The organism is Sediminibacterium sp. FW305-C-61 (genome assembly GCF_058231065.1).
Genome location: NZ_JBIQXR010000004.1, coordinates 224,322 through 240,861, shown reverse-complemented (window position 1 = coordinate 240,861; position 16,540 = coordinate 224,322). Strand labels below are relative to the sequence as shown.

General features: G+C 39.4%; 11 protein-coding genes and 1 tRNA gene. 6 read left to right on the top strand and 6 right to left on the bottom strand.

The window, feature by feature from the left end:
* Positions 1–462 precede the first annotated feature (462 nt).
* From ACH30E_RS12185 to ACH30E_RS12175, 3 genes are all read right to left on the bottom strand, one after another.
* Positions 463–2,007, bottom strand: a complete 1,545-nt coding sequence (locus ACH30E_RS12185) for a sigma 54-interacting transcriptional regulator (RefSeq protein WP_490825033.1) — start codon at positions 2,005–2,007, stop codon at positions 463–465.
* A gap of 152 nt (positions 2,008–2,159) precedes the next feature.
* On the bottom strand, positions 2,160–3,257 hold the full coding sequence (locus tag ACH30E_RS12180; protein WP_294992846.1) for a vWA domain-containing protein: 1,098 nt from the start codon (positions 3,255–3,257) through the stop codon (positions 2,160–2,162).
* 157 nt (positions 3,258–3,414) lie between these two features.
* Entirely contained in the window at positions 3,415–6,642 is a 3,228-nt protein-coding gene (locus ACH30E_RS12175; protein ID WP_490825032.1) for a glycosyltransferase family 117 protein, read from the bottom strand.
* A 922-nt stretch (positions 6,643–7,564) separates the two neighbouring features.
* Between ACH30E_RS12175 and ACH30E_RS12170 the strand changes: the two genes are divergently transcribed.
* From ACH30E_RS12170 to ACH30E_RS12160, 3 genes are read left to right on the top strand one after another with little or no spacing between them, the layout of a single operon-like run.
* Positions 7,565–8,023 carry a hypothetical protein gene (locus ACH30E_RS12170; protein ID WP_490825031.1) on the top strand — a complete coding sequence of 153 codons (459 nt, stop codon included), beginning with the start codon at positions 7,565–7,567 and terminating at the stop codon, positions 8,021–8,023.
* 18 nt (positions 8,024–8,041) lie between these two features.
* Positions 8,042–8,488 (top strand): hypothetical protein, encoded by a 447-nt coding sequence (locus ACH30E_RS12165; RefSeq protein ID WP_490825030.1) that lies wholly within the window; start codon positions 8,042–8,044, stop codon positions 8,486–8,488.
* Positions 8,489–8,533: 45 nt separating this feature from the next.
* On the top strand, positions 8,534–9,007 hold the full coding sequence (locus ACH30E_RS12160; RefSeq protein WP_490825029.1) for a radical SAM protein: 474 nt from the start codon (positions 8,534–8,536) through the stop codon (positions 9,005–9,007).
* A gap of 629 nt (positions 9,008–9,636) precedes the next feature.
* Here the strand turns inward: ACH30E_RS12160 and ACH30E_RS12155 are convergent.
* Positions 9,637–10,995 (bottom strand): sensor histidine kinase, encoded by a 1,359-nt coding sequence (locus tag ACH30E_RS12155; RefSeq protein ID WP_490825028.1) that lies wholly within the window; start codon positions 10,993–10,995, stop codon positions 9,637–9,639.
* A 430-nt stretch (positions 10,996–11,425) separates the two neighbouring features.
* Between ACH30E_RS12155 and mtaB the strand changes: the two genes are divergently transcribed.
* Positions 11,426–12,706 carry a tRNA (N(6)-L-threonylcarbamoyladenosine(37)-C(2))-methylthiotransferase MtaB gene (gene mtaB, locus ACH30E_RS12150; protein WP_490847346.1) on the top strand — a complete coding sequence of 427 codons (1,281 nt, stop codon included), beginning with the start codon at positions 11,426–11,428 and terminating at the stop codon, positions 12,704–12,706.
* A gap of 145 nt (positions 12,707–12,851) precedes the next feature.
* Here mtaB and ACH30E_RS12145 read toward each other — a convergent pair whose 3' ends face one another.
* Entirely contained in the window at positions 12,852–13,370 is a 519-nt protein-coding gene (locus tag ACH30E_RS12145; protein ID WP_490825026.1) for a UpxY family transcription antiterminator, read from the bottom strand.
* Positions 13,371–13,427: 57 nt separating this feature from the next.
* Positions 13,428–15,566, bottom strand: coding sequence for a carboxy terminal-processing peptidase (locus ACH30E_RS12140; RefSeq protein ID WP_490825025.1), 2,139 nt, complete (start codon positions 15,564–15,566; stop codon positions 13,428–13,430).
* Between the two features lie 174 nt (positions 15,567–15,740).
* Here ACH30E_RS12140 and ACH30E_RS12135 point away from each other — a divergent pair.
* A tRNA-His gene (locus ACH30E_RS12135) sits at positions 15,741–15,814 on the top strand.
* A 51-nt stretch (positions 15,815–15,865) separates the two neighbouring features.
* Positions 15,866–16,468, top strand: a complete 603-nt coding sequence (locus tag ACH30E_RS12130) for a DUF445 domain-containing protein (RefSeq protein ID WP_294992862.1) — start codon at positions 15,866–15,868, stop codon at positions 16,466–16,468.
* Positions 16,469–16,540: the final 72 nt, after the last annotated feature.

Here is a 16,540-nt window from a genome sequence, read left to right as displayed (position 1 = left end):
TCATGATAAATCTGTGTTCCATCTAAGCAGCATAACAAGATTACCTGCTATTATTTTGTCTACTGGCGTTAAAAGCCCCTTCGATTGATGATTTTTTCATTTTAGGCGAATTTCAATCCTTGATTCGCATTATAGGATTAGGTAGAATAGAACCAAAGCCCTTATTTGAATTGGTTTTTCAACTGGCCTTAGAAAAAAAGCGTTAAAAAATTCATGTAATGAAGCGTAAAGCAATGGATGATGCTTGGCTATGTACAACAGATGAAGCGCAGCTTCGCCCCATCAATGTACTAAAAGCTTGGCTTTAGACTTCATCCATTGTAGCGTAATGAAATGAATTTTAGCTTTTTTTCTGAAGCCTTGACTTTTTTTGTTACTTTTTTGTGTCAAGACAAAAAAGTAAACGGAGGGAAATGCTTTACAAGTAAGGGTTTGATACTATTCTATCTAATCCTATGCGTATTATTTGTAGTCATCTTCATTAAAATCATCTTCCTCTTCTTCACCAAGTTCAAAGTCACCCATATTCATCATACTTCCTATCAGGTCTTTGAATGCTACTGTACCCTCAATGGTTTTTTTACTAATCAGTGAATAAGCAGCCAAGCCATGTAAAACAAATTCCATTAATAATGCCTGCTGTTTTTCATTGGCCTGTGGGTAATACTTTTTCACGAAGGCAAATAACCCATCAACTTTATACAGATTTTGAATCCTTGCTTCATCTTTACTGTCTATCAGCAAGTCTAATTGGTTACCTCCATCGAACCAACGAATAATGGCTTTGTAAGGATTTTCTATCTCCTTCCCTTCCATTGATTTCTTGCCTGTAGGTCTTTTTCGTTTTGACTGTTCAGGATTAGGGAAATAGGTGATGAATTGTGAACGGATTGCTTTATCAAGTAGATTAAGTGCCACCTGGTAAGGCCCCTCCTGTTCCCCTTCATATACCAGCTCTATTTTTCCGGTAATAGCAGGAATAATTCCCCCCAGGTCACTGATCCAAACCTGGGTATTGGTTTCTCCAAACATCAGTGCCCTGCGTTCCGCGGTGCTAACTGCATTTTCAAGTGCTGCAATAGTAAGCCTTGCGCTCACCCCGCTTTTCTTATCTACATATTCATTGTTCCTTGCTTCAAATGCTACCTGCTCTATTAACCTTTTAATCATGTCGCTTACTTCCACCAGTTTCGACTGACTTTCACTGATAAATGCTTCCTGTTCTGTGATAGACAAAGCATGTTCCAGTGTTTTAGGATAATGGGTCAGAATCTGGCTTTGTATACGATCCTTTAAAGGTGTTACGATACTGCCGCGATTGGTATAGTCTTCCGGATTGGCGGTGAATACAAATAGTATATCCAATGGCATCCGAAGTTTAAAACCCCTGATCTGGATATCTCCTTCCTGAAGTATGTTGAATAGCGCTACCTGTATCCTGGCTTGTAAATCGGGCAATTCATTGATTACAAAAATACCGCGGTTACTGCGTGGGATAATGCCATAATGTATCACTTCCTCATCCGAAAAACTCAGTTTAAGGTTGGCTGCTTTAATCGGATCGATATCACCAATAAGGTCGGCAACACTTACATCTGGTGTTGCCAGTTTCTCGCCATATCTTTCAGATTTATGTATCCAGCGGATAGGCGTTTCATCTCCATGTTCCGCTATAAGATCACGCGCAAACTTACTTAATGGCTTTAGCGGATCATCATTGATTTCAGAGCCCGCAATAATCGGTATATATTCATCGAGCAGGTCTACCATTTGTCTGGCCATACGTGTTTTAGCCTGTCCACGTAATCCCAGAAACAAGATATTGTGTCTGCTTAAAATTGCACGTTCTGTATCCGGAATCACGGTGTCTTCGTAACCAATTATTCCGGTAAACACCTGTTCCTTTTGTTGGATAGATTTTACCAGGTTTGCCCTGATTTCTTCTTTAACAGACTTAGACTGGTAACCACTCTTTTTAAGCTGACCTAAAGTATTTATGTTCTGCATCTTCATCATATTATTTTATACTATGCAAGCTTGATTCCCCTCTGCGAAAACTTTGCGCCCTCATGTTCTCTGCGGTAAAAAATAACTTCATTGCTTTAAGCGATTTTTCACCGCAGAGAACATGAGAGAAGGAGTTTACGCTGAGGGAATATTTAATAAACTGTTCTTCTTTTCCCGCTTTCAAAATCTTTAAAAATGAATGCGCCCAGTTTATCCAGGCTGGCAAAAAATGCTTTGCCATTATTCATTTCAGTAAACTCCTGTACAAATTTCTGCAGGTATGGGTCAGAAGCAATCATGAATGTTGTGATAGGTATTTTCAATTTTTTACATTGAGCTGCAAGATTGATGCATCGGTTTACCACTTTCCTATCCAACCCGAAACTATTTTTATAATACCGTCCTCCTATTTTTAAGCAGGTAGGTTTACCATCGGTGATCATAAAAATCTGTTTGTTGGGATTCTTTCTCCTACGTAGCAGATCCATTGCGAGTTCTAAGCCGGCAACGGTATTGGTATGGTATGGACCAACCTGTAAATAAGGCAGGTCTTTGATTTCAATACTCCAGGCATCATTGCCAAATACCACAATATCTAATGTGTCTTTGGGGTATTTGGTAGTGATCAATTCACTTAATGCCATGGCCACTTTTTTGGCTGGGGTTATTCTGTCTTCTCCATAAAGGATCATGGAATGTGAAATATCAATCATCAACACAGTAGATGTCTGTGTTTTGAAATCACTCTCCCTGATTTGCAGGTCATCTTCCTGCATCGAAAAGCTTTCGATACCGCGGTTAATCTGTGCATTACGGATACTTTCCGTAAAATCTATCTGCTCCAGCATATCTCCAAACTGGTAGGGACGGGTATCGGGGTTTATTTCATCGCCCTGACCGGGTTTAAATGTCTGGTGATTTCCCTGTTTACTTTTTTTCAGTTTACCGAAAATCTCTTCAAGGCTTTTTTTGCGGATGGTTTGTTCAGATTTGGCGGTGATTTTAAAATCGCCACTTGCCGGGTCTTCATTGAGGTAGCCATTCTGTTTAAGTTCCTCAATAAAATCGCCCATGCCATACTCATTATCGGTGAGTTGGTATTGTTTATCCAGTTCATTCAACCATTGCAAAGCCTCCCCTGCATCACCATTGGTATAGGTAAGTAACTGCATGAAAAGGTTCAGAAGCTGATCGAATTTTTGCTGACTGTTTTCGTTGGGATCGAAATGTATAAAACGGTGTCCTATCATCTACTGCAATTTAACAAGTAATTGCCTTGAATGGTTTGCGAAATGAGAAGAAAAAGCGATAGTAAGACAAATAAAGGAATAGCAGATTCCGGGCTAGCCAGCTTAAATTAAAAAGGGTCCGTATTACCGGACCCTTATGGTTTATTATACTTTTTTACTACTTATCATCCCCCGAATCCTTCGCCATCATTTTACCGGGGATCTGCAGTCTAGGATTATACATAGTCTGCATTTGTCCGATTGCCTGCAGGTAATTATCTGCTGCACGTTTCTCCTGCTCCATACCTTCGGCTTTTCTACCGGTTAGGGAATTGTAAAAACGAAGCTGCTGCTCAAGGTCTTTCTTAACTGATGTTGCAACCTTTTCTGCAAGGGTGGTATCACCTGCCAGATAGCAAGCTTCCAGGAATACCAATGAATTACGGTTATGCAGGTTTCCTCTGCTGGCCATTCCATAGGCGAAATTACCTTCATACATCATGCTGTCTACCTGATGTAATACTTTACGGGCATCTTCTTTTCTGTTTTTGGTAGCAAGATCAAGTGCCAGATCAGCATAAGCAGTACGAATACTGTTCAGGTGTCTGCGGTTTTCTTCATCGAAGTAAACGCCTGGCAGATTTGCATTACCGAACCTGAATTTATTGGTTACTTTATCGAGCATGTAATCGGTATTCACACGCTGGTTTTCTACTGGTACCAAGCGGTAGGTCATTCCATCCCTACGCAGGAACTGGTCAAGTCCCAGACCATCTGTTTGTGGAGCGGTAAAATAAATCGGACGCTGCCATTTATTGGCCGCAATTACGTTGAGTACGGCAAGATCATTCTTCATCAAACCATTCTTTGCAATTTCAAAACGCAATTCATTAACAATGCTATCCGTAGCATTGGCTGTTCCATTTTTAACTACGAAATCGCGATCTACAGGTACAGAAAGTTTTTTAACAGGGTAACTGTAATCATTTTGTTCATTGTCTTTACCCACATAATTCTTCATCAGGTCGTATAAATCATAATACCTGTTTTCTGGAATACTTGGATCAGGGCGGTATTCGATATAATCTCTTTTACCACCTTCTATTTGTTCAGGAGTCCAGATTACATCAATCGGGGCGCTTTCGTTCACTTTGTACCTAAGCTGGTTAATGTACCAGTCGATACCCAATAAACTATAGTTAATTACCCTTACATCTCTTCTAACACCTTCTACTTCCTGTGCGTACCATAAAGGATAGGTATCGTTATCACCGAAAGTGAAAAGGATCGCATTTGGCGCACAGCTTTCGAGGTAATCGCGTGCGAGGTCTGGCGCAAGCTCTTTTTTACTGCGATCGTGGTCGTCCCACTCCTGCTGAGCCATCAATACCGGCACTGCCAATAAACAAATGACGGTTGCAATCATGGCAGACGCACCAGCTTGTTTTACTGCCTTATTCAGCCAGTCTCTTACTTTCAGCACACCTAACCCTATCCATACAGCAAAGGCGTAGAAACTACCCACATAAGCATAGTCACGCTCCCTTGGCTGATAACCAGGTTGGTTGAGGTATAATACAATTGCTATACCTGTGAAAAAGAACATCAGGAAGTTCACACCAAAATCATCCCCACGTTTTTTGAGGTGATAGAATAAGCCTATCAGACCCAATATCAGTGGAAGTGCAAATAGTGTATTGTGTGCTTTGTTATTTTTGAGACTATCAGGCATCAGACTCTGATCGCCATAAATAAATCTATCAATCGGAGTAATACCGGTAATCCAGTTACCATCTCTTACGTTTCCGTCGAAGAGCCCCTGGTTATCGTTTTGTTTACCGGCAAAGTTCCACATGAAGTAGCGGAAATACATCCAGTTCATCTGGTACTGAAAGAAGAACCTGATATTATCAGCCTGATTAGGATCACGCTCCCAACTGCCGTCGTTCATGCGGTTAATTCTAAGGAAATAGGCATAATAATCAGCGTGATTCTGATCATTACTCATATCCCAAACACGCGGGAATACCATTTTATCAGCTGGTGCAAAAGCATATTTTCTATCCTCACCCAGCTCAATGTATTTATCCCTTGCTTTCTGGTAACGCATGCCATTCGACTTAAGGTCAACCGGGCGGGCGGTGAATTTTTGACCATATAGCAGTGGAAAATCTCCATATTGTTCGCGACCGAGGTAACCCACAAGACTTATTGGGTTATCTACATTATACATATCCACTGATGGATTAGCATTACTACGTATCATGGTTGTTACATAAGTACTGTAACCAACCAGCATAAAGCTCACGCACCATAAACCTAAGCGGAGGTAAGCCCAGTTTTTGCGAGCTGCATATTTCAGTCCATACCAGATAAGTGCAGCCAGCAATAAGAAGAAAAATGTAAAACCCGAGAAGAAAGGCAATCCGAAACCATTTACAAACCAACGGTCGAATGTACCCGCCATTTTAACGGTGTATTGAATAACACCAACCTGAACTGCTCCGGTTATAACACATGCCAAAACAAAAAAGATATAGATGCCTCCGTAAACGGCTTTCTTTTGTTTGTTGATTCCTTCAACCAGGAATAGCAATCCGATTGCTACGGCTGTACCCATTATCATTAAACCTGCGAGGGTGCTATCCATAGAAGGATTTCTCTCTGTTACATCCTTATTGGCCATTATCAGTGCCCCAATAAATGCCAGTCCGCCCCCAATTGCTGTTAGACGCAGGAACCATTTGCGGATGATGGTATAATTGAAATTATCTCTCTTCCTGAAATAGTATACCATTACGATAGCAGGAATGGTAAGGAGGTTCAATAAGTGAACCCCTATTGAAAGACCCATCATAAAGAATATGAAAACGATCCATCTGTCTGCTCCGGGCTCATCTGCATGGTTCTCCCATTTAAGAATGGCCCAGAATACGATAGCGGTAAAGAAAGAGGATAAAGCATAAACTTCACCTTCCACAGCGCTATACCAGAATGAATCACTAAAAGTATAAGCAAGTGCACCTACTACACCAGCACCCATAATGCTCCAAAGTTGACCGCTATTAAGGGTATCCGAAGTTTTAACGCCTACAATACGACGTGCAAAATGGGTAATTGTCCAGAAAAGGAATAAAATGGTAAAACCACTGGCCAAAGCACTCATGATATTTACCGCTTTTGCGGCTGCCATGGGGTTATCGCCAAATACAACGATAAATAAACGTCCAAGTATTACAAACAAAGGTGCCCCGGGAGGGTGCGGTATCTGTAACCGGAAACAGGAGCTTACAAACTCTCCACAATCCCAGAAACTGCCCCCGGGCTCTGCTGTTAGAACATACACGGTACAGGCAATAAAACATACTACCCAACCCACCAGATTATTAATACGGGTAAATTGCATATTGGTTTTGGTTTTTTAAGACTGGCAAACATACCTTATTAATCCTAAAATGGAAAATACCGCAGCCCGTTTCCTTTTTTTTAAGAAAACGTTATCAACGCGGTAATACCAGTTGAAATAGCCCCATATCCCTTATAGTTTAAAGAGCCACCCTGCTTTAACAAAAGAAGCATCAAGTACCAGGCCTATCTAGATAGCCATAATGGTTCATTTGAGGTTATATACTAAAATCCAGATCGGTAAGGCCTGACAGGATATTTATGGTAACCCAGGTTAAAATGGACCTGCCAGTACACAAAAAAAGGTAATCACCCCATTAGTTTAAAACAATTTGCTGGCAGGGTGAAAACCAAAAAAATGTTGGGTTGAGAAAAATTGAAGGCGATAGAAAATATGGCAACTACCTGCTGGTTGTCATCTGCTTTCTTAAATGTTGGGGCAGACAACAATAATTAAGTTATTCTGGTGGTAAATAATAGCTAGGGTTCTACAATTATGTTGATTATGCCACTCACTGTTTAAGGAAGATTCAATTGCTTTCAGTCATCATATTGAACTAAATAAATGTAAGGTGAAGGTTTAAAACCTATATCGATCATTAATTATGTAACTCTTATCCCGATATCTGTAATAGTATGAATATTTAAACACCCACCTTTGTAGTTCATTCAATACCACAATAAAATAATGATCGTTACTGAACCCTACATAACCTGCATGCATTATGCCTTTTGGTAATACCCGAAAAAAACTTTTTTACACACATACAAACTGAAGAATGAATAGGATCAAAAACATCTGTTCAACCAGTTTACCTACAAAAATTGTCTTGCGCGAATAATAGAAAGATGTTTATCCAAAGCTTTACAACCATTGTTTAAAGCCATTAATTAATTATTTAATCACCCTATCAATCATAAAAATGAAACCACAAGTATTTGCCTCCCTATTATCGATAAGTCTGCTATTTACTCTAAATGCCTGTAAAACAGCTGCCGAAAAAGAAGCTGAAGCCCAGGTTAAAGTGGAGAATGCCAAAACTGATCTTGAAGATGCAAAACAGGAAACGATAACTGATGCACAGCAACAGGCCAATGATGCAGAATGGAAAATTTTCAAGAACAATGCTGAAACCACCATTGAAAACAATAAAATCAGGATTGCTGAGCTGCGAGTAAAAATGACCAAATCAGGAAAAAAGATGGATGCTGTTTATACAGCCAAAATTGATGCCATGGAATTACAAAATAAAAACCTGAAAACCAGGATTGAGCAATATGAAATGACACAGGGAAACTGGTCATCTTTTAAAATTGAATTTAGTAAAGACATGGATGAATTAGGCCAGGCAATTGCAGGCTTTGTTTCAACAAAAGATTAATACTTTAAAAACAGACAAATGAACATTACTTATAAACAGATCACCCTTTTATCGATATTTCGTAAACTTTCATTAGGACTAATTGCGTTAATACTCATTCAGGGTTGTTCAAAGAAAATAAATTTCCAGAACTCGGTTGAAGTACCTGCAGCAAGGGGTTATGTAAAAGTAACCAAAGACAATAATAACAACTATGTCATTAAACTTGAGCTGTCGAACCTGGCTGAGGTTAAAAGATTAGATCCGCCTAAAGAAAGTTATGTTGTATGGATGGAATCAGAAAGCAATGTCGTTAAAAACATTGGTCGGATAAACAGCTCTGGCAGTTTATTATCAAGACGATTAACTGTTTCTTTTGAAACTGTATCATCTATTAAACCTAACCTCATATTTATAACCGCAGAGGACGAACCAAATACTTCGTATCCAATTGGTAAAAAAATAATGACTACGGCTAATTTCTAGTTACCCGAATAATTTTGTTTCCAAAGACGCAACCCGGATAGTTTTGTGGTGATTACTGGTTGTTATGCCCAGCTTAAACCAAAAGAAATAGCCAGTATACCGGGTGTTGACCTGGTGCTTGGAGCCGCTGAGAAATATAATATAGCCGAACATATCCGGGAACTATCAAAAGGTGATCCTGCACGAATCTGCAGTTGTGATATAGATGAAGTAAGCGGATTCAATGCCTCTTTTTCTCAAAATGACCGTACCCGCACTTTTTTAAAAGTACAGGATGGTTGTGATTATAATTGTTCTTTCTGTACCATTCCAATGGCCCGTGGCAAGAGCCGGAGTGATAGTATCGAAAATGTACTAAAGCATGCAAAACAACTTGCAGCAGATGGTGTAAAAGAAATAGTCCTCACAGGTGTTAACCTTGGCGACTTTGGCAAAGGTCCGGATGGTGGCAGACATGAAGAAGATTTCTTCCAGCTTATTCAGGAATTGGATAATTATCCACCCAGCCTCCCCCAATAAAAAACAGTTAACAGGATATCTTTCCTGGAAGAACACTTCATTGCTTTTCTCCCTGAATTGGATTAATTAATAGGAATAAATCCTGAAACAATGGATCAATGTCCGGTATTTACAAGCAGAACTGTCGGGGGAAAATTGGCTTCAAGCGTCAAGCCGCAAGCTACAAGCTTTGATGGGTGCTTATTATAGACTTTCGGCTTTTAATGGAGTTAAACGGGGGGCTTGGGTATTAGAAAATTTAAAGTCATTTGCTTAAAGAAATATCTGGTTGTCGTAAATGCACTATCTGCTATTAATAGAACACAGATCTTCATGATTTTCAAGATCTATCATGATTAATCCTGAAAATCATGAAGATCTGTGTCCCATCATACGCAACACCTACAGCTCGCGGTTAAATTTCCCCGGACAGTAATGGCTTCCAGCCTCTATCTGCTAGCCTTGATTAATGCTTGTTTTAGGTTATCTGCTATTATTTGAAAAATGTCAGGACTTGTGAATTTTTTTTGTAAAAATCCTCCTAAAATAAATGTTTAATTACCCTATTCACGCCAGTGGATGGTTAAATTGATAACAAAGAAAGGCTAGTAGCCAGTAGCTAGTGGCTAGAAGCTGTTTTTGCCCGGACATCAATGATTTACAAGCGGGAACCTTAAATGAAAAGTACTTCCTTCCCCTACTTTGCTTTCTGCAGTAATACTGCCATGTATGCTGGTCAAAAGTTCCTTACAGAGCATAAGTCCCATACCTGTTCCTTTTTCCCGATTGGTACCATAGGTAGTTTTGGCTTTGAAGGTGAATAAGTTTTCCAGTTGTTGATCCGACATACCAATGCCATTGTCTTTGATAGACACCACAAAGTATTCTGGTGTTTCATAGGCATCAATCTGGATACTTCCATTGGCTTTGGTAAATTTGATTGCGTTCTGAATTACATTACGCAAAACCAGTTCCATAATCTTAGGATTTCCGGAAATTGTTTTAGATGGATCAATTTGATTTCTTTCGATTCTAATTTGCTTTTTGTCTGCCTGCTTCTCCAGCAGGAGAAGTACACGGTCTATTGTTGCACTAATATTAACCGGTTCTAAAATACTTTGTTGCAAATAGGGTAATCTCGACCATTCCAATAAGTGTTCCAGCATTTCGATGGTTCCGTCTACACTTTCTGCCAACTGTTGCCTCAAATCTCTGGCTTCAGCTTCAGAAAGTATGGTCTGTTCATCCATCAGGTTGAGATAACCTCTGATCATCGACAAAGGACCACGGATATCGTGACCGATAATTGAAAAGAGTTTATTTTTTTGTTCATCAATCTTTTCCAGTTGCACCCTTTGCTGCTCATTAATCTCGGCTCTTTTTTTTGCCAGCATCCGTTCACGGAAATAGTTAAACTTAATATAGGTTGTGGTGATATAAATTACCCCAAGACAACAGGTATAAGAGAAAGCGATATCAGTAAAACGCAGACTTCTATTTTCGTAGGTTATTTGTATAAACAAGTGGTTGGTATATTCAAGCCATAATAAAATCAATACTGCGATTATGTTAATCAGCATCCAGAGCCGGTTAAGCTTTTCAGGTGATACCACAAGTATTACCATGGCTGCCAATAAAAACAGTAATAAAGTTGGCCCATCTATTCCTGAATTAAAATAATAGTTCAGTATCAAAAAGCCATATCCGTTAATGGCAAATACAAATAGTGCCAATTTATTTTTAAACCTATGCCTGGATAAATAATAAGCGGTTAATTGGCAAGCCAAAGCAAATAGCAGGTAATATGCCATTCCGTTCAACCCAATAAAAAAATCGAAAATGCTCGATATGAAAAAAATGGGGGAAAGGATTAACAGGGTGGCATGAAATATCCGTTGCTCCAGATTAAACTGCTCTGCACTACCTACCCAATAGTTCCAAATATGTTTTTTCACCAGTACAAGCATATCAAATAAAAACGGATACTTTAATCCTAAGTTATACAACAAAAGGCGGATTAACCGGATTATACTATCCCTATCTGAATTAAGTACTTTTATCTTCGTTAAACATTGTATTTCAATTGTTTATGCAACTTTAAATGGCTCTTAAAACATCCTGTAACCTTTTTTATCTGGAGAAATTTGACTGCGAACTGCAGGTGTGCTATTAATAACAGCTAGTGCATTTACAGCAATCAAATATTTCTTTAAGAAACAGACTTTAAATTTCCTCTCCCTCTTTTATTCCATTAAAAGCAGAAAGTATAAAATAAGCACCCATCAAGGCTTGTAGCTTGCGGCTTGCAGCTTGAAGCCTATTTTCCCCGGACAGTTCTGGCTTGCAGCTTGCGGCCTGCAGCTTGAAGCCAATTTCCCCAGACAGTAACGCCTGTTAACTGTTACCCTAATTCCCAAATCCTTACTACCTTTGCGCCCCATGAGTCAGAAACGTAGTGTAGCATTTCATACATTAGGCTGTAAGCTTAATTTTTCAGAAACTTCCACCATTTCCAGGATGATGGAACAGGAAGGTTTTGAAAAGAAAAGCTTTGAGGATCAGGCCGATGTGTATGTAATCAACACCTGCTCTGTAACTGATAATGCCGACAAAGAATGCAGACAATTGGTTAGGCGTATACAAAGACGCAACCCGGATAGCTTTGTGGTGATCACTGGTTGTTATGCCCAGCTTAAACCAAAAGAAATAGCCAGTATACCGGGTGTTGACCTGGTGCTTGGAGCCGCTGAGAAATTTAATATAGCCGAACATATCCGGGAACTATCAAAAGGTGATCCTGCACGAATCTGCAGTTGTGATATAGATGAAGTAAGCGGATTCAATGCCTCTTTTTCTCAAAATGACCGTACCCGCACTTTTTTAAAAGTACAGGATGGTTGTGATTATAATTGTTCTTTCTGTACCATTCCTATGGCCCGTGGCAAGAGCCGGAGTGATAGTATCGAAAATGTACTAAAGCATGCAAAACAACTTGCAGCAGATGGTGTAAAAGAAATAGTCCTCACGGGTGTTAACCTTGGCGACTTTGGCAAAGGTCCGGATGGTGGCAGACATGAAGAAGATTTCTTCCAGCTTATTCAGGAATTGGATAAAGTGGAAGGAATTGAGCGGTACCGCATATCGTCTATTGAGCCAAACTTGCTTACCAATGATATTATTGCTTTCGTAGCCAACAGCAATAAATTTATGCCCCATTTTCATATCCCTTTACAGAGTGGGAGCAATGAAATTCTTGGACTGATGCGCCGCCGTTATAAAAGAGAATTATATGCTGAAAGGGTGGCACTCATTAAAACATTAATGCCGCATTGCGCAATTGGTGTAGATGTAATTGTAGGATTTCCTGGAGAAACTGATGCTCATTTTAAAGAAACCTTTGACTTTTTACACAGTCTCGATGTGAGCTATTTGCATGTATTTACTTATTCTGAAAGAGATCATACCAAAGCCCTTGAAATCAAACCTGTTATTCCGGTTCAAATAAGGAATGAAAGAAACAAAACCCTGCGCAATCTTTCTTATATGAAAATGCAATACTTCACTTCTCTCCATAATGGACAAAAAAGAAAGGTATTGTTTGAAGCTTTTGAAAAGAATGGCATGATGGAGGGATATACTGACAACTATATCCGTATTACTACCCCCTACCGTAACGAATGGGCGAATGAGATTGTGGAATGGCAGATGGCAAATGGCTGATGGCGGATGTCTGATGTCTGATTTTATCTTTGATTTTTTGATCTTTGATTTTTTGAATTATTCCTTAAATCAAAAAATCAAAGATCAATTGTAGCATTGTAAGAAACGTATCATGGTCCATGGACTATGGACTATGGACCCTTCTCTATAGAACCGACAAATATTCTGCGGGGAATTCTACTACCATTATTTGACCCAGGCTTTCCAGTTTTACGTAAACTTTCTTTTTGCCTCCTCTTATTACTGTCCCTTCATTGCCCATGAATACACCATGGTTTACTTTGATTTTCATTTCATTCTGGAAGCCTTCTTCCGATAGAATGGCAATGCTGGCATCTTTTTCGGCCAGGTATTTTTTTATGGTATCTACTTCTTCATCTTTAATGATAGCAGGCTTTCCCAGATAGTAAACAAAATTGAGTACCCCATCGGTCATCAAAACCTTTGTCTTCTCATCTTGTGCGATACGTACAAAAACATAAGATTTGAATAGCGGGTCTTCGATGATTTTTTTCCGGTCGCTCCATTGACGTTCAACCTTTTGAAGTGGGCACCAGCTTTCAATGCCTTTTCTAACAAGAACAGAATCAATTTTTTTCTCCCAACGGGGCTTAGTATATAATGCGTACCATTTTTTTTCTGGCTCAACGGGGCTAGGCTTCATAAAAACAGGTGACCTTTTTGGGGTCGCCTGCAAATTTACTATAATTTGTCGACTTAATTAGTGCACTGAAGCCGTAGCTTTTGTGATTTCGCTGGCTAGCCCACCAATTACTTTAATCGTTTCACTGATATGCATATCTGTTTTAAGTGAACGCAACCATGCCTGATAACGTTCCCCTTTGTTTTTATCCGGGTTATTAAAAAATTTATCCTTATCTACTTCTGCAGGTACTACACTCATTTCCTGACTAAGTCTTAATAAGGTATTATTCTGATTAACGGTTGAACGAATCTGCTTTTGCAGGTCGCGGTATTTATTGATATTCAAACTTGCCGGCTCCTCACCTAATTTAGAAAGCCAAACAAGGTTATCTTTTAAAAGGTTCAAAGAAGCATTTTGTTTTACCCTTTCATTCTCATTTTGAATAACGAGATCATGGCCGTAATCTTTATGCCAGGTTAGGTATGTTGCTTTATTGATCTGATCCCATGGCAGTGCATTAGGAACATCTTTCTCCCTTATTTTAAGGTACTCATAAGTATCAGGTAAAACGATATCTGGTTCTATTCCTTTTAATTGAGTGGAGCCACCATTAATACGGTAGAACATCTGGAAAGTAAGTTTCACTGCTCCCATATCTGTTCTTCCACTATTCATATCAACCACATTACCGAAAGGAACCGTTTTTTGTACCGTACCTTTTCCATAGGTTGAAGTACTTCCAATAACTACTCCTCTTCTGTAATCCTGAATGGCGCCGGCAAATATTTCACTCGCAGATGCACTTAATTCATTTACCAATACAGCGAGCGGGCCATCATATAAAGTACCGGGGCGCTGATCTCCATAAACATTTGCTTTTCCATCTCTGTCGCGCACCTGAACTACCGGACCTTGGTTGATAAATAGCCCTACCATCTGGATCACTTCATATAAAGAACCTCCTCCATTATTTCTAAGGTCTATAACGAGCCCTTCAATGTTTTCTTTTTTCAGTTTTACGATTTCTTTTGCCACATCTTCAGAACAACGATTTCCATTTTCTCTTTCGTAATCGGCATAGAATTCTGGCAACCAGATATAGCCAATTTTTTTGTTCCCCTCATTTACAATAGCACTACGTGCGAATGTTTCATCTAACACAATTTCATCGCGCTGCATGGTTACCACTTTGATGGTGCCATCTGTTTTTTTGATGGTGAGTCTTACTTCAGTTCCTTTATTACCTCTGATCAGTTTCACCACATCTTCCGTTGCATACCCTGCAACATCTACCGGATCTGCGGGTCCTTGTGCAACTTTAAGTATGGCGTCGTTTACAGCAATCTCTCCGGATTTCCATGCAGCTCCGCCTGGTTGAACTGAGGCGATCTTAACACCAAAATCATCTTCCGTAAGTTGAGCACCGATGCCATAAAATCTTCCACTCATTTGTTCATCGAAAGATCTTTTTTCAATCGGAGCAAAATAGTCGGTATGGGGATCCATTAAGCTGGTAACAGAATTAATAAAGGTGTTGAAACGCTCTTCTTCTTTCACCGTACTTTTGATTCGGTCGAATCTTTTATTCATGGCTTTTAAAACCTGAGCCCTTGCTTCACTTTCCAGTGCCGCATCTGATTTTACTTCAAAATCTTTTTTGCCTTTGTTTTGCTCACGCTGATCGAGCAGGTCTACATAACGTTCAAGTGTATAATATTTAAGTAACTTTCTCCACCTGTCTCTTTGCTCTGCTTCATTAGCCGCATAAGGTAATTTAGAACCATCAAGCATGGCCGATTCATCTTTTGTAAAGTTGAAAGGCTCATTGAGCAGTTCTTTATAAAGAGCGGTAACTTCTGCAAGTCTTTTTTCGTAAATAACGCCTACAGCAGGGGCAAACTTTATTTCAGCTCCTTTTATTTCATCATCGAGGGTTAACTCATATTTCTTCAATGCATCAATATCTGACTGCAGAAAGAAACTTTTATCATTATCTAATTGATCCAGGAATTTCTGGAACAGCTTTTTGGAAAAATCATTGTTGATATTTTTCGGACTATAGTGTTGCGTTTCAAGCAATGAACCTACAGCTGCCAAAAGACGCTGGCGCTGCGATAACGATACATCGATTCCACCTGTTGTATACCTGAATGCAAAAAACAATGCGCCGAATAAAACAACGGCGATAAGAATCAACCCTTTTCTACGCTTCATAAAATCCTTGATTTTTTTCATGATACTTACCAAAAATAACTGAAAAGACCGTTCAAACGTCGAATCTTATTACCAATTAACAAAGGTTTTGAGGAGTGGTAGAAAGAAAAAAAACACCCCCTACTTATGTGAAAAATGTCGATTTCCCCCTATTTTTGCACTCCCAATAAAACGGAGAGCGTAGCTCAGTTGGTTAGAGCGTCAGTTTGTGGCACTGAAGGCCGTGGGTTCGAGACCCATCGTTCTCCCTGGTAAAACCTATAGGCTGGTACCTTATAGGTTTTTTAAATTTATAGTACATGAGTTATTACCTGGTTCTTATACCCATTATTGCAGCATTCATTGGCTGGTTTACCAACTGGATTGCCATTAAAATGCTGTTCCATCCGCGTTTACCCAAAAAAATACTGGGTATTACCTTTCAGGGTATCTTTCCGAAAAGACAGCAACAATTTGCTGAAAAACTGGGCAAACTGGTTAGTGAAGAATTATTGTCTTTTACTGATATTGAAAAAAAGATCACCGATCCTAAAAATATCCAACAACTGATGCCGGTTGTGGAGAACCATATTGATCAGTTCTTACGCCATAAACTGGCAGATGAAATGCCGATCATTAGCATGTTTATCGGTGAAAATACCATACAACAGCTCAAAGGCACTTTTATGAAAGAACTGGAAACCCTGTTTCCTTTAATTATGCAGCGTTATATGGGGAATTTACAGAAGGATTTAGACCTTGAACGCATTGTAATTGAAAAAGTGGCGGGCTTTTCCACCGATAAATTAGAATCAATCCTAACCAGTATTATGTCGCGGGAATTCCGTTTTATTGAGCGACTGGGCGCCATACTTGGCTTTATAATTGGCCTTTTACAGGTATTACTCACCCTCCTTTCCTAATACACCGAAATAAAGCAGGGTATCACCGACAACTCATCACATAGGGGGTACCATGCATCAAACTTTATCCTT